Source organism: Simplicispira sedimenti (assembly GCF_022760965.1).
GTDB classification, from domain to species: domain Bacteria; phylum Pseudomonadota; class Gammaproteobacteria; order Burkholderiales; family Burkholderiaceae_C; genus Simplicispira; species Simplicispira sedimenti.
Genome location: NZ_JAKVIJ010000003.1, coordinates 35,332 through 50,089, shown reverse-complemented (window position 1 = coordinate 50,089; position 14,758 = coordinate 35,332). Strand labels below are relative to the sequence as shown.

Genomic DNA, 14,758 nt, shown 5'->3' with positions numbered 1-14,758 from the left:
AATTTGATAGCAAAAAGCCTATCCATCCGCCTCCCCGCAAAGGATGCGCTGTGCGGCCATTGCGGGGTTCTTTCGGTCAGGTGTCGTGGCGCGGGCCGGGCTGGGGTGCCAGGTCTTGCCAATAGTCTGGGGGCTGCGGGCGCACCCGCGCGCCTTTGCGTGCCAGCACCGTGCCCAGGCTCACACAGCACAGCGCATGCTCTTGCGGCCCCAGGCCCAGCAGGGCGCGCAGGGCGGCCGATTGCAGTGCCTTGCCGCTGGTAAGCGCCGAGCCAAAACCCAGCGCCGTGGCCATGAGCAGCACATTCTGCACAGCGCAACCCGCGCTGAGGATGCGCTCGTGCAGGCCGATATCGGCATCGCCCTTGGCGCCATCGACCACCAGCACCCACAGCTCGGGCGCCCGGTAGGCCTTCTCGCGCGCCTGCTCCAGCAACTCGGCACCCGCCTGCGGGTCGCGCTCGTGCAGTGCGGCGGCAAAGGCATCGGCCAGCAGCGGGCGCTGCGCAGGCAGCACGCGCACCAGGCGCCAGGGCAGCAGTTGCCCGTGGTCCGGCGCATGCGCGGCCGCGCCCACGATGGCCAGCAACTGCGCTTCGTCCGGCCCCGGCGCACCCAGGCGCTTGGGCAACACCGTCTGGCGCGCCTGCATCAACGTTGCGGCCGCTGCGGCCATGTCGCAAGGGGAAGTGGAGTTCATGGGTGAATTGTCAGCCCGGTCGCCCATCGGGCCGCAAGCGCCCATACCAGGAACCCAGGCGCACGCCCCACACGGCCACCACCGCAGCCCACAGCAGCGCGGCGCCCAGCAGCAGCGCCGTGGACAGGCGCCCTGGCACGCTGGCCGCAATGCGCAGCAGCGTCGCCAGTTGCAGCAGCCAGAACAGCGACCAGGCCACGCTATCGGCCACTTGGGCGCGGCCGCTGTGCCCGCAGGACACGCGCGTGACCATGGCCAGCATCAACGAGCCCAGGCAACCCATGGTGAGCGCATGCAGCGCGCCCAGGCCCAGTGCGGGCATGCCTTCGATCAAAGCCAGGCCGCGTGCCAGTCCGGCCAGCACCAGGGCCACGCCCAGCCACAAAAAACCGATGTGCAGCATGGCCATCATGCGGTTGCGCAGGCTCTGGGTCAGGCTCCAGAGGCGCGCAATCCACAGCAGCGCGCCGCCTGCCCCGAGTTGCCACGCGGCGTGCCCCCAGGCGCCGAGCCCTTGCGGTGCCCACCACAGGGCCAGCACCTCGCACACGGCAGCGCCCCACATCAGCCACAGCAACCAGAAGGCGTAGCGGCCTTGGATGAAAGGCATGGCGTGCGAGGTGAAAAACGGAACCATGCGGTGCGCCGCCGTGACGAATACCACCACCATGCAGCCCCACAGCGCGGACAGCACGCAGGTGCGCGCCACATCCCAGGCCTGCCCCGTAGCCGCCGCCAGCAGCCCCAGCAGGCACAGCACGCCCCAGATCAGCGCCAAGCCCACGGCGCGTGGGTGCAGTTGGTCCGGCTCACGGCTGCACCGCACCATGCGCCAGAACCGAGCCGTCATCCAGGCCAAGCCCGCGGCCGCCAGCAGCACGCCACTCAGGGCCAGGGCAGAGCTGGCCAAGGCACCAGCGAGCCACAACAGCCAGCCCAGGGCCTGCCACAGCAGTGCGGGGCGCAACGCGGCCAGGGGCGGCGGCTCCACGCGCAGCCATTTGGGCGCGGCGGTGAACAGGAAGCCCGCAAAAAACAGGGGCATGAAGCCGTACACCATGACAGCCGCATGCACCAGCGAGGGCGGCAGCGCCGCAGGCAGGGGCGGCACCAGACCGGTCTGCGCGGCCTGCACCAGCGCCCACCAGGCGCTAGAGGCGATGAGCAACACCATGGCCAGGAAGAATCCCAGCCGGTGCGGTGCCAACATCAGGTAACGCGGGCGCCAGCGGCGGTCTTGCCGCGCCAGCGCCTCGGGGGTCGGTTTGCCGCCTACCGGCCGCAGGGGCTGGAGGAGGCGCTCCTTGTCACCCACAGCTTCCCATGTGCCCGCACTGGGTGCAGAGGTCGCAGCCGTCCTTGCGGATCATGGCGTGCGCACCGCACTCGGGGCATTTTTTGCCGGCGAGCACCGGCATCTGGCTGCCCTGGGCTGCCGTGGCGTTACCGCTGTCCTGCTCGATGGCACTGTGCTGCTGGCGCGCGCGGCGGGCCAGGATGTTCTGGATGGCGTAGGCGATGGCTGCGACTTCGGAGTCGTGCCACTTGGGCACATGGGTGCCGTCGCTCTTCTGGTAGGTACCCAGGCGCACCGGGCCACGGTCCCAGGCGACCTTGCGCATGTCCGACAGGGCGCGCTCCAGGAAGCCGCCACGTGCCGCCAGTGACAGCAGACGCATGCTGGAGGTGACCCACTGCTGCGACTCGCCGCTCTGGCCCACGGGCATGAAGAACTCGATGGCGCGGTCCACCGTGCCCGTGCCCTCGGCATTGGGCACCGGCAGGAAGGAGACGATGAGGTACAGGCGCTTCTGGCCTTCCTGCGTCCAGTACTCGACCTTCTCGGCCACAGCCGACAGGGCACCGCTGGGGCGGCTTTCGATCACGGTGCGCATGGGGTCCACCGGGGCGGACTCCGGCGCTGCCGCTTCGCTTTGGGCGGGCGCAGGCGCGGAGGCGTGGGTCTCCAGCACGGCGCCCAGGATGTTGTTGGGCCGGTAGGTGGCCAGGCCCTTGAGGCGCGCGCGCCAGGCCTGCAGGTACAGGCCCTTGAAGTCGTCGTAGGGGTAGTCGGCTGGGATGTTCACGGTCTTGGAGATGGCCGTGTCCACATAGGGTTGCACCACCTCCATCATGGCGATGTGGTCCTGGGCAGTCATTTCGAGCGCCGAGACAAAGTACTCGGGCAGCTTGTCCACGTCGCCGCCCAGCTCGCGGTACAGGCGCCAGGAATGGTCTTCCACGGCGTACTCGGCCATGCTGCCGTCGGCCTCGCGCTTGCGGCGCTTGTACATCCAGGAGAACGGCGGCTCGATGCCGTTGGAGGCGTTGTCGGCAAAGGCCAGGCTGACCGTGCCCGTGGGCGCGATGGACAGCAGGTGGCTGTTGCGGATGCCATGCGCGCGGATCTTCTTCTTGATGTCGGCAGGCAGTCGGCTGGCGAAAGTGCCTTCCTTGAGGTAGCCGTCGGCGTCGAACTTGGGGAACGGCCCCTTCTCGCGCGCCAGCTCGACCGATGCGGAGTACGCCGCATCGCGCATGCTCTCGGCAATCCGCTTGGCCATGGCGCGGCCGTCGGCGCTGTCGTAGCGCAGGCACATCATGGCCAGGGTGTTGCCCATGCCGGTGAAGCCCACACCGATGCGGCGCTTGGCCTTGGCCTCGGCGTCCTGCTGGGCCAGGGGCCAGAAGGTGACGTCGAGCACGTTGTCCAGTGCGCGCACCTGGATGGCCACCGACTTGGCGAAGGCCTCGAAATCAAACACCGGCACGCCATCAAAACCAAAGGGGTTGCGCACGAAACGCGTGAGGATGATGGGCCCCAGGTCGCAGCAGCCGTAGGACGGCAGCGGTTGCTCGCCACACGGGTTGGTGGCCGAAATGGTTTCGCAGTAGTTGAGGTTGTTGTCGCGGTTGATGTGGTCCAGGAACAGGATGCCCGGCTCGGCGAAGTCGTAGGTGGACTTCATGATGGTGTCCCACAGCTCGCGCGCGGGCAGGCACTGGTACACCCACAGGCCGTCGTCGCGCTGGTAGGCGCCCTGCTCCATCACGGTGGCACCCGGCTTGGCGCGGTGCACCAGTTCCCAGGGCTGGTCGTCCAGCACGGCCTGGATGAAGGCGTCGCTCACGCCCACCGACACGTTGAAGTTGTTCCAGCGGCCGGGCGTGCGCTTGGCGGTGATGAAGTCGTGCACGTCCGGGTGATCGATGCGCAGCACGCCCATCTGCGCACCCCGGCGGGCGCCGGCGCTCTCGACGGTGGAGCAGGATTGGTCAAACACGTTGATGTAGCTGCACGGGCCCGAGGCCATGGAGTGCGTGCCCTTGACCTCGGCGCCGCGCGGGCGGATGCGCGAGAAGTCATAGCCCACGCCACCGCCGCGGCGCATGGTTTCGGCGGCCTCGCGCAGGGCTTCGTAGATACCGGGGAAGCCCTCGTCGTCCACGCCCTGGATGCAGTCGCCCACGGGCTGGACGAAGCAGTTGATCAGCGTGGCCTGGATGTCGGTGCCTGCGGCACTCATGATGCGGCCCGCGCCGATGGCGCCAGCGTGCAGGTTGGCCAGGAACAGGGCTTCGTATTTCTCCTGGTCGGCCGGTTTTTCGACCGATGCCAGGGCGCGCGCCACGCGCCTGAACAGATCCTCGGCACTGGTTTCACCCGCCTTGAGGTATTTTTCCTTCAGCACATCAAGGCTGATGGGCTGCGTGGCCGTCACATCCTGTGCGCGGCCCAGGTTTTCTCGCTTCATGGTGTGGGTTCCGTTGGTGGTGCTTAGGAAGGGCATTCCCTGCGGCCACGCGGCCCGGGAAAGCGATGCCGCCCACAGATGCGGGCGGCGGCAGGGTGGCAGTTTAGCGAGTTGCGCTCGCCCCGTTTTGCGGGTTTTTCCGGCGCTGGCCCGGCAAGCCGCACCATGTCTGGATTTGGCCAATTGTAATATTTTGTTTCATTGGCATCGGCACGTGCGCGCGCCCTGGGACAAGCCCGTGCAGCCCTCCGGGCGGACCAGGAATGGGGACATTGCCGCTCGCCCGCCATGCGGCCGTCGTAGCATCACGGCATGTCGAAAGCATCTGGACTTCCACGGGCAGCGGCGCTGCTGACCACCCTGATGATCCTGGGCGGCTGCGCACTGACCCCACACCGCAGCGAGGTGCCGACCTGGCCCCAGGCCCTGGAGCGCCTGCTGCCCACCGAAATACTGCTGCTGGGCGAACGCCACGACGCCCCCCAGCACCAGGACATGCAGCGCCAGACGGTGCAATGGCTGGCCCAGCGCGGGCTGCTGGCGGCGCTGGTGATGGAGATGGCCGAAGCAGGCCGCAGCACCCAGGGCCTGGCGCCGCAGGCCAGCGAGGCCGAGGTGCAGACCGCACTGGGCTGGAGCGAGGCGCTCTGGCCGTGGCAAAACTACGGCCCCGTGGCCATGGCGGCGGTGCGCGCGGGCGTACCAGTGCTGGGCGGCAACCTGCCCCGGCCCCAGCTGCGCACCGCGCAGACCGACACCAGCCTCGAAGCGCTGCTGGGCCCCGCCGCCCTGGAGCGCCAGCGCCAGGCCGTGCGCGACGGGCACTGCGGCCTGCTGCCCGAGTCCCGCGTGCCCGGCATGGCCCGCATCCAGGTGGCACGCGACCAGTCCATGGCCCAGACCGCCAGCGCCGCACGGCGCACCGGCCAGGTGGTGCTGCTCGTGGCAGGGGCAGCGCATGTCAAACGCAGCCTGGGCGTGCCCGCACACCTGCCCCAAAGCCTCAACGTCAAAGTGGCCATAGCGCACTCCGGAAAAGCGGATTCAGCGATCAAATCAGAAGCAGACTGGTGGCATGCCACCCCGGCGCTCCCTCCCGATGACGCCTGCGACAAGCTGCGCCAGCGCTGGCAGGACAAGCCCGCCCGCTGAAGGAGTGCGAGCACACCTGTCGGCCGTGCCTGGACGGCCGGATTCCGGCATACCCGCCGGGCCTGCGAAAATGCACCCCCTATGAATGCTCCCGCCTACATCCTGACCCTCTCCTGCCCCGACCGCCTGGGGCTGGTGCACGCCGTTTCCGGTTTCTTGCTGGAGCATGGCGGCAACATCGAAGAAGCCGCACAGTTCAACGACCACGACACGGGTCTGTTCTTCATGCGCGTGCAGTTTGCCTGCAGCCAGCACGACCACGCCACGCTGCGCGAGCGGCTGGCGACATTCGCCGAGCCCTTCCAGATGCACTGGCGCCTGCACGCCACGGCAGAGCCCATGAAGACCGTCATCCTGGTCAGCAAGGAGGGCCACTGCCTCAACGACCTGCTGTTCCGCTGGAAGTCGGGCCTGCTGCCGGTGGACATCCGCGCCATCGTGAGCAACCACCGCGACTTCTACCAGCTGGCGGCCAGCTACAACGTGCCCTTCCACCATATCCCGGTCACGGCGGCCACCAAGGCCCAGGCCGAGGCGCGGCAGTTCGACATCATCCAGCAGGAGGGCGCCGAGCTAGTGGTGCTGGCGCGCTACATGCAGATCCTGTCGGACGACCTGTGCCGCAAGCTCTCCGGGCGCGCCATCAACATCCACCACAGCTTCCTGCCCAGCTTCAAGGGCGCCAAGCCCTACTACCAGGCGCACGATCGGGGCGTGAAGCTCATCGGCGCCACGGCGCACTACGTGACGGCGGACCTGGACGAAGGCCCCATCATCGAGCAGGACGTGGCCCGCGCCGACCACACCGACACGGTGGAAGACCTCACCGCCCGTGGCCGCGACACCGAGAGCCTGGTGCTGGCCCGCGCCGTCAAGTGGCACAGCGAGCACCGCGTGCTGCTCAACGGCCACCGCACGGTGGTGTTCCGCTGAGCAACCCCCGCCAAGGCACGCCCATGGCCACCGCAGCGCCCCCGCCCTCCCCGGCCCTTGGCAGCACGCTGGCGCGGCGCATCCCGCCCATCCAGTGCCTGCTGACCTTCGAGGCGCTGGCGCGGCTGCGCAGCGTGACGCTCACGGCCGATGAGCTGTGCGTCACGCCCAGCGCCGTGAGCCACCGCGTCAAGCAGCTGGAGCAGATGCTGGGCACGCAGCTCTTTGGCCGCGCCGACTTTTCGCTCACCACCGACGGCATCGCCTACCTGGCCCATGTGCGCGAAGGTTTGAGCGCGCTGCAGCGCTTTCCAGGCGTCTCCAGCACACCGGGCAAGCGGCGCCTGCGCATTGCCGTCACGCCCACCTTTGCGCGCGTGGTGCTCATTCCGCGCCTGCGCCAGTTCACCGAGGTGTACCCCGAGATCGACCTGACGCTGCAGATCTCCATCCCGCTGCTGGACGTGGTGGCCGAGGACGCCGACCTGATGGTGCGCTTTGGCACCGGGCGCTACGCCGATGTGGAGCACACCGAAATTGCGCGCGACGTGGTCACCCCCCTGGCCTCACCCGCCTGGCTGCGCGAGCACGGCCCTTTCGAGCGCCCCGAGGACCTGGACCCCGCCACCCTGCTGCGCAGCCCGCTGGAACCCTGGCGCACCTGGTTTGCCGCCGCCGGGCTGGACTGGCCCGAACCCAGCACCGGCTCGCAGTTCAACGACGTGGGCCTGATGTGCGACGCCGCCGCCGCCAGCATGGGCGTGGCGCTGGTGCGCCTGAAGCTGGGCGCCCCCTGGATCGAGAACGGCACCTTGGTGCGCCTGTACGACCTGGACGCCCCCAGCCCGCACGCCCACTACCTGTGCTGGCGCACCGGTGCCATGGACCGCTGGGAATGCGCCGCCTTTGCCGAATGGCTGCACAAGACGATTTTCTAAGCAAAATAAGCCTTCAGCGCTTATCCAGCAAGCGCTGACAGCTATTATTTTGATAGCAAACTACCGCTGCTTGCAGGCGTTTCACGGCGCCCTGCAAAAAGCATCCATGCAGCGGGATGCCGATGGGACTACAGTGGCGCCCATGAACGCCCCCCTTCCCACCGCTGCCCCCAGCCCCCAGGAGCGCGCCGCCCGCCAGGACCAGGTGGTGCAGGCCTTGCTGCAGGTGCTGCCCGCGCAGGCCCTGTTGTGGCACACCGAGGACACCACCCCCTACGAATGCGACGGCCTCACGGCCTACCGCCAGCGCCCATTGGCGGTGTGCCTGCCCGAGACCGAGGCCCAGGTGCAGGCCGTCTTGCGCACCTGCCACCGCCTGGGCGTGCCCGTGGTGGCACGCGGCACCGGCACAGGCCTGTCGGGTGGGGCCATGCCGCATGCCATGGGGGTGATCCTGTCGCTGGCGCGCTTCAACCGCATCCTGGCGATCGACCCCGCCAGCCGCACCGCGCGGGTGCAGTGCGGCGTGCGCAACCTGGCCATCAGCGAGGCCGCCGCGCCCTACGGCCTGTATTACGCGCCCGACCCCAGCAGCCAGATCGCCTGCACCATCGGCGGCAACATTGCCGAAAACTCGGGCGGCGTGCACTGCCTGAAATACGGCCTGACGGTGCACAACGTGATGCGCGTGCGTGGCTTCACCGCCGAGGGCGAGGAAGTCACCTTTGGCAGCGAAGCGCTCGACGCGCCCGGCTACGACCTGCTGGCCGCCGTGATCGGCAGCGAGGGCATGCTGGCCGTGGCCATCGAGGTCACCGTCAAGCTCGTGCCCAAGCCCCAACTGGCGCGCTGCATCATGGCCAGCTTCGACAGCGTGCGCAAGGCGGGCGACGCCGTGGCTGCGGTGATTGCCGCGGGCATCATCCCCGCCGGGCTGGAGATGATGGACAAGCCCATGACCGCCGCCGTGGAAGACTATGTGCACGCGGGCTACGACCTCACGGCCGAGGCCATCCTGCTGTGCGAAAGCGACGGCACACCCGAAGAGGTGGAAGAGGAAATCGGCCGCATGAGCGCCGTGCTGCAGAGCGCCGGCGCCACCGCCCTGGCCGTGAGCCAGAGCGAGGCCGAGCGCATGCGCTTCTGGAGCGGGCGCAAGAACGCTTTCCCCGCCAGCGGCCGCATCAGCCCTGACTACATGTGCATGGACTCGACCATCCCGCGCAAGCGCCTGGCCGACATCCTGCTGGCCATCCAGGACATGGAGAAGAACTACGGCCTGCGCTGCTGCAACGTGTTCCATGCGGGCGACGGCAACCTGCACCCGCTGATTTTGTTCGATGCCAACGACGCCGACCAGCTGCACCGCGCCGAGCAGTTCGGCGCCGACATCATGAAGACCAGCGTGGCCTTCGGCGGTGCCATCACCGGCGAGCACGGCGTGGGCGTGGAAAAGCTCGCCAGCATGCGCGAACAGTTCACCGACGCGGAGCTGGAGCAGATGGAGCGCCTCAAGCACGCCTTCGACCCCCAAGCCCTGCTCAACCCCGGCAAGGTCATCCCCGCGCCCAACCGCTGCGGCGACATGGGCATGATGAAGGCAGTTCAGGGCGCGCTCAGCCGGGCCTGAGTCTCCAGCCAGTCGCGCAACGCCTGCAGTGCATCCGACCCCGGCCGGTGCTGCGGCTGCACAAACCAGTAGCCCTGCGTGCCCGCAAGCTCCTGCGGGTGCGCCTGCACCAGCCGCCCGCCATCGATGACCTCCTGCGCCAGCAACAGCGGCACCAGGCCCACGCCCAGACCGGCGACTGCCGCTGCCATGACCATGGAAAACAGCTCGTGGCGCGGCCCGCGCGAGGCGTGCAGCGTGTAGTGCCAGCCGCGTGCGGCGTACCAGTCGCGCCAGGCGTTGGCGCGCGAGGCCAGGGTGAGGTGCGGGCAGTGCAGCCAGGCGGCTTCGTCGTGCAGCGCGTGGGCGGCGGCGTACTGCGGGCTGCACACGGGCACGCAAGGCCCCTCGGGCACCACCATGCAGCCCTGGGTATCGGGCCAGAGCCGGTCACCGTAGTAAATGGCGGCGTCGAAGCCGCTCTCGTCAAAGGCGAAAACCTCCGAGCGCACCGACAGGTTGAGCGTGATGCGGGGGTGCAGCGCCGCAAACTGCGGCAGGCGCGGAATGAGCCACTGCGTACAGAAGGTGGACACCACCGCCAGGTGCAGCACATAGCCTTCTTCGCGGCCCACGCGGATTTCCTGCGTGTCGCGCTCGATCTGCTCCAGGTGCAGGCGGATGCGCGCAGCGTAGCTGCGGCCGGTGTCGGTCAGCAGCAGGCGGCGGCGCGTGCGCAGGAACAGCGTCACGCCCAGGCGCGCTTCGAGCGCCGCCACATGGCGGCTCACCGCGCTGGGCGTGAGCGCCAGCTCCTCGGCCGCACGCGAAAAGCTCTGCAGCCGCGCCGATGCCTCGAAGGCCTGCAGCACCCCGAGGCTGGGGATGTCCTTGCGCATGGCTTTTTTAATATTCGTAAAACTCAACAACCCTGGAGGATAAAGCAGTTGTTGCGTGCACTGAACGCAATTACCATGAACGCCATGCCCTGCCTGCTCCCCCCTGCATGGGGTACCGCCGGGGCTCTTTCTTTGTTTCATCTTTCTGGCCGTCCATGACCGTTTCCTCCCGCACCCTTTTCGACACCGTTTTGCAGCAACTGGGCCTGGACCTGGCCCCCTGGCAAGGCCAGGGCCTGAGCGTGCGCGCACCGCGCGACGGCGCCGTGTACGCCCAGCTCGCCAGCCACACCAGCGCGCAGGCCCAGGCGCTCATCGAGGGCGCGCACGCCGCCTTCCTGCAGTGGCGCGCCGTGCCCGCCCCAGTGCGCGGCGAACTGGTGCGCCGCCTGGGCCAGAAGCTGCGCCAGCACAAGGAGGCCTTGGGCCTGCTGGTGTCGCTGGAGGCCGGCAAGGTGCGCTCCGAAGGGCTGGGCGAGGTGCAGGAGATGATCGACATCTGCGACTTCGCCGTGGGCCTGTCGCGCCAACTGCACGGCCTGACCATCGCCAGCGAGCGCCCCGGCCACCGCATGATGGAAACCTGGCACCCGATGGGCGTGGTGGGTGTGATCTCGGCCTTCAACTTCCCGGTGGCCGTGTGGGCCTGGAACACCGCGCTGGCCTTGGTGTGCGGCAACGCCGTGGCGTGGAAGCCATCCGAAAAAACCCCGCTGTGCGCCATTGCCTGCCACCACCTGCTGCAGCAGACGCTGGATGAGTTTGCCGCCGAACAAGGCGTGGCCGCCCCCGACGGCCTGGCCACGCTGCTGCTGGGCGGGCGCGAGATGGGCGAGCTGCTGGCACGCTCGCCGCGCGTGCCCGTGGTGAGCGCCACCGGCAGCACGCGCATGGGCCGCGCCGTGGCGGTGGACGTGGCACAGCGCTTTGGCCGCAGCATTCTGGAACTGGGCGGCAACAACGCCATGGTGGTGATGCCCAGCGCCGACCTGGAGCTGGCCGCGCGCGCCATCACCTTCGCCGCCGTGGGCACGGCGGGCCAGCGCTGCACCACGCTGCGCCGCCTCATCGTGCACCGCGACGTGGCCGCGCCGCTGCTGGCACGGCTGGAAAAAATCTACGCCAGCGTGCGCGTGGGCGACCCGCTGGAGGACGGCGTGCTCGTCGGCCCGCTGGTGGACCGCGCGTCTTTTGAGCAAATGCAGAGTGCCCTCGCCCAGGCGCGCGAACAGGGCGGCACCGTGCACGGCGGCGAGCGCGAATGCGCCGCGCTGGGCGAGGACGCCTGGTACGCCCGCCCGGCCCTGGTGCGCATACCCGCGCAAAGCGCCGTGGTGCAGCACGAGACCTTCGCGCCCATCCTCTATGTGCTGACCTGCACCAGCCTGGAAGAAGCCATCGCCTTGCAGAACGGCGTGCCGCAGGGCCTGTCGTCGGCCATCTTCACCACCGACCTGCGCGAGGCCGAGCGCTTCCTCTCCAGCACGGGCAGCGACTGCGGCATTGCCAACGTGAACATCGGCACCTCGGGCGCCGAGATCGGCGGGGCCTTCGGTGGCGAGAAGGAAACCGGTGGCGGCCGCGAATCGGGCTCCGACGCCTGGAAGGGCTACATGCGCCGCGCCACCAACACCATCAACTACAGCGATGCGCTGCCGCTCGCACAAGGCGTGCGCTTCGACGTCTAGGATGAAGTACATCCCCCTGAGTGGCTTCGCCACTTCCCCCTTCTCTCGCAGTGCTTCGCCCTGCGGGAAGGGGGACGCCGCCAGCGCGGCGGGACGGCCCTTGCGCGGCGGCCACTAGCCTGGGCCATGCGAGCAGCAAGGCCGCGCACAGTAAGCACACAAGGAAAACTCGAAGATGCACATCGCCATCATCGGCGGCGGCGCCATTGGCAGCGCTATTGCCTTTTTCCTGACGCAACAGCGCCCGGACTGCCAGGTCATCGTGGTCGAGCGCGACCCCAGCTACGCACGCGCCTCGTCGGCGTTGTCGGCCAGCTCGATCCGGCAGCAGTTCTCCAGCCCGATCAACATTGCCATCTCGCAGTTCGGCATCGAATTCCTGCGCGACATCGGCGCGCGTTTGCAGGTGCATGGGGAACAGCCCGACATCGGCCTGGTCGAAGCGGGCTACCTGTACCTGGCCAGCACCGCGGGCGAGGCCGTGCTGCGCGACAACCATGCGGTGCAGCGCGGCATGGGCGCCGACGTGGCCTTGCTCACACCCGGGCAGCTCCGCGAGCGCTTCCCCTGGCTCTCCACGGACGGCGTCTCGCTCGGTTCGCTGGGCCTGTCAGCCGAGGGCTGGTTCGACGGCTACTGCCTGCTGCAGGCCCTGCGGCGCAAGGCCCAGGCCCAGGGCGTGCGCTACGTGCAGGCCGAGGCGGTGGGCGTGGATACGCAGACCAGCGGCGGCGTGCAGCACATCCGTGCGCTGCGCCTGGCGGATGGCCAGCGGCTGGAATGCTGCGCCGTGGTCAACGCCGCAGGCGCCTGGGCGCGCCCGGTGGCGCAGTGGCTGGGCATTGACCTGCCGGTGTTTGGCAAACGGCGCACGGTGTTCCACTTCACCTGCCCCGAGGCGCTGCCCGGCTGCCCGCTGCTCATCGACCCCTCGGGCATCTGGCTGCGGCCCGAGGGCACCGGCTTCATCGCGGGCTACGCCCCACCCGAAGACGAAGACCCCGACGATGCACCGTTGGACCCGGACCACGCCGCTTTCGAGGACCATGTCTGGCCCACCTTGGCCGAGCGCATCCCAGCCTTCGAGGCGCTGCGCCTGCACAGCAGTTGGGCGGGCTACTACGAGATGAATGCGTTCGACCACAACGCCATCGTCGGCTGGCATCCGGCCTGCGACAACCTCTACTTTGCCAACGGCTTCTCGGGCCACGGCCTGCAGCAGTGCCCAGCCGTCGGGCGCGGGCTGGCCGAACTCATCCTCACCGGCCGCTGGCAAACGCTGGACCTGGAACCCCTGGCCTTCCAGCGCCTTCTCGACAACCGCCCCCTGCTCGAACGCAATGTCATCTGAACCCACCCCCACCCTGCTCCGCACCGGCGGCCAGATCCTGGTCGATCAGCTTGTGCTGCACGGCTTGCAGCACATCTTCTGCGTGCCCGGCGAAAGCTACCTGGCCGTGCTCGACGCGCTGCACGACGCGCCCATCACACTGACCGTCTGCCGCCAGGAAGGCGGCGCGGCCATGATGGCCGAGGCGCATGGCAAGCTCACCGGGCGGCCCGGCGTGTGCTTCGTCACGCGCGGCCCCGGCGCCACCAACGCGGCGGCGGGCGTGCACATCGCCATGCAGGACTCCACGCCCCTGGTGCTGTTCGTCGGCCAGATCGAGCGCGGCGCGCGCGGGCGCGAGGCTTTCCAGGAAGTGGACTACCGCGCCGCCTTCGGCCCGCTGGCCAAGTGGGCCACCGAGGTGGACGACGCACGCCGCCTGCCCGAGATCGTGGCGCGCGCCTTCAGCGTGGCCTGCAGCGGGCGCCCCGGCCCGGTGGTCGTGGCCCTGCCCGAGGACATGCTGGTCGAGCGCGCCGAGGTTTCCGACGCGCGCGCGCTCCAGCCCATAGCGACCGCGCCCGCACCGGCGCAAATGGAGCGCGTGCTGGAACTGCTGCAACAGGCACGCAACCCGGTCGCCATCGTCGGCGGCAGCCGCTGGGATGCCGAGGCCGTGGCGCGCTTCCAGGACTTCGCCGCCGCCCACGCCCTGCCCGTGGCCTGCTCTTTCCGGCGGCAGATGCTGTTCAACCACCAACACCCCTGCTACGCGGGCGACCTGGGCCTGGGCGTGAACCCCGCGCTGCTGGCGCGCATCCGCGCGGCCGACCTGCTGCTGCTCGTGGGCGGGCGCCTGTCGGAAGTGCCCTCGCAGGGCTACACCCTGCTCGACATCCCCACGCCGCAGATCCCGCTGGTGCACGTGCACCCCGACCCCGATGAACTCGGCCGTGTGTACCAGGCGCAGCTACCCATCAACGCTACGCCCACGGCCTTCTGCGCCGCGCTGCCCGCGCAACCCACGCAAGCGCCCAGCGCCGAGCGCCAGCAGGCCGTGCAGGCAGCGCACGCTGCCTACCAGGCCTGGAGCGATCCGGCCCCCATCCGCATCCCGGGCGACCTGCAAATGGGCGCGGTGATGCAGCACCTGCGCGCGGTGCTGCCGCAAGACACCATCTTCTGCAACGGCGCGGGTAACTTCGCCACCTGGGTGCACCGCTTCTGGCCGTTCCGCCAGTTCGGCACGCAGCTCGCGCCCACCAGCGGCAGCATGGGCTACGGCCTGCCGGCCGGCGTGGGCGCGCAGCGCCTGTGGCCCGAGCGCACGGTGGTGGTGTTCGCGGGGGACGGCGACTTCCTCATGCACGGCCAGGAATTCGCCACTGCCGTGCAGTACCGGTTACCGGTCATCGTGGTGCTGCTGGACAACGGCATGTACGGCACCATCCGCATGCACCAGGAGCGCGAGTACCCGCACCGCGTCAGCGGCACGGCCTTGCAGAACCCCGATTTCGCGGCCTACGCCCGCGCCTTCGGCGGCCACGGCGCGCGCGTGGAACGCACCGAGGACTTCGCCCCGGCGCTGGAGCGCCTGCGCGCACAGGCCCAGGCCACGCGCCTGCCGGTGTTGCTGCACTGCCTGATCGACCCCGAGGCGATCACGCCCACCAGGTCGTTGAGCCAGATACGGGGAAGCTGAAACCCAGCAAGCACAGATTGCTATTTATTTAATAGCTACTTGCGCTTATCAA

General features: G+C 69.0%; 11 protein-coding genes. 7 read left to right on the top strand and 4 right to left on the bottom strand.

The genetic code is table 11. From position 1 onward, the window contains the following. Window positions 1-76 precede the first annotated feature (76 nt). The 3 genes from MJ602_RS04460 to MJ602_RS04450 are packed head-to-tail and all read right to left on the bottom strand — an operon-like array spanning window position 77 to window position 4,455. Window positions 77-700: a nitroreductase family protein gene (locus MJ602_RS04460; RefSeq protein ID WP_243019595.1), complete on the bottom strand. Its 624-nt coding sequence runs from the start codon at window positions 698-700 to the stop codon at window positions 77-79. 10 nt (window positions 701-710) lie between these two features. Next, the gene (locus MJ602_RS04455) at window positions 711-2,015 is read right to left on the bottom strand and encodes an NnrS family protein (RefSeq protein WP_243019593.1); all 1,305 of its coding nucleotides are present in this window, start codon (window positions 2,013-2,015) and stop codon (window positions 711-713) included. Next, on the bottom strand, window positions 2,008-4,455 hold the full coding sequence (locus MJ602_RS04450; RefSeq protein ID WP_243019591.1) for an adenosylcobalamin-dependent ribonucleoside-diphosphate reductase: 2,448 nt from the start codon (window positions 4,453-4,455) through the stop codon (window positions 2,008-2,010). Before MJ602_RS04450 ends, MJ602_RS04455 begins: the two co-directional genes overlap by 8 nt. A gap of 312 nt (window positions 4,456-4,767) precedes the next feature. On the opposite strand from MJ602_RS04450, the gene MJ602_RS04445 reads away from it, so the two are divergent. The 4 genes from MJ602_RS04445 to MJ602_RS04430 all read left to right on the top strand — a co-directional run bounded on the left by MJ602_RS04445 (window position 4,768) and on the right by MJ602_RS04430 (window position 9,108). Then, on the top strand, window positions 4,768-5,607 hold the full coding sequence (locus MJ602_RS04445) for a ChaN family lipoprotein (RefSeq protein ID WP_243019589.1): 840 nt from the start codon (window positions 4,768-4,770) through the stop codon (window positions 5,605-5,607). An 81-nt stretch (window positions 5,608-5,688) separates the two neighbouring features. After that, window positions 5,689-6,540 carry a formyltetrahydrofolate deformylase gene (gene purU, locus MJ602_RS04440; protein ID WP_162017599.1) on the top strand — a complete coding sequence of 284 codons (852 nt, stop codon included), beginning with the start codon at window positions 5,689-5,691 and terminating at the stop codon, window positions 6,538-6,540. Window positions 6,541-6,563: 23 nt separating this feature from the next. Beyond that, a complete protein-coding gene (locus tag MJ602_RS04435; RefSeq protein ID WP_162017600.1) occupies window positions 6,564-7,478 on the top strand; it encodes a LysR substrate-binding domain-containing protein in 915 nt (304 codons plus the stop codon). 142 nt (window positions 7,479-7,620) lie between these two features. Next, window positions 7,621-9,108 carry an FAD-linked oxidase C-terminal domain-containing protein gene (locus MJ602_RS04430; protein ID WP_243019587.1) on the top strand — a complete coding sequence of 496 codons (1,488 nt, stop codon included), beginning with the start codon at window positions 7,621-7,623 and terminating at the stop codon, window positions 9,106-9,108. Here the strand turns inward: MJ602_RS04430 and MJ602_RS04425 are convergent. Beyond that, window positions 9,084-9,986 (bottom strand): LysR family transcriptional regulator, encoded by a 903-nt coding sequence (locus MJ602_RS04425; RefSeq protein WP_243019586.1) that lies wholly within the window; start codon window positions 9,984-9,986, stop codon window positions 9,084-9,086. The genes MJ602_RS04430 and MJ602_RS04425 overlap by 25 nt on opposite strands. A gap of 155 nt (window positions 9,987-10,141) precedes the next feature. On the opposite strand from MJ602_RS04425, the gene amaB reads away from it, so the two are divergent. The 3 genes from amaB to MJ602_RS04410 all read left to right on the top strand — a co-directional run bounded on the left by amaB (window position 10,142) and on the right by MJ602_RS04410 (window position 14,706). Then, complete coding sequence (amaB, locus tag MJ602_RS04420; protein ID WP_243019584.1) at window positions 10,142-11,674, top strand: L-piperidine-6-carboxylate dehydrogenase; 1,533 nt, start codon at window positions 10,142-10,144, stop codon at window positions 11,672-11,674. 175 nt (window positions 11,675-11,849) lie between these two features. Next, complete coding sequence (locus MJ602_RS04415) at window positions 11,850-13,025, top strand: NAD(P)/FAD-dependent oxidoreductase (protein WP_243019582.1); 1,176 nt, start codon at window positions 11,850-11,852, stop codon at window positions 13,023-13,025. Then, window positions 13,015-14,706, top strand: coding sequence for a thiamine pyrophosphate-binding protein (locus MJ602_RS04410; protein ID WP_243019580.1), 1,692 nt, complete (start codon window positions 13,015-13,017; stop codon window positions 14,704-14,706). Before MJ602_RS04415 ends, MJ602_RS04410 begins: the two co-directional genes overlap by 11 nt. Window positions 14,707-14,758: the final 52 nt, after the last annotated feature.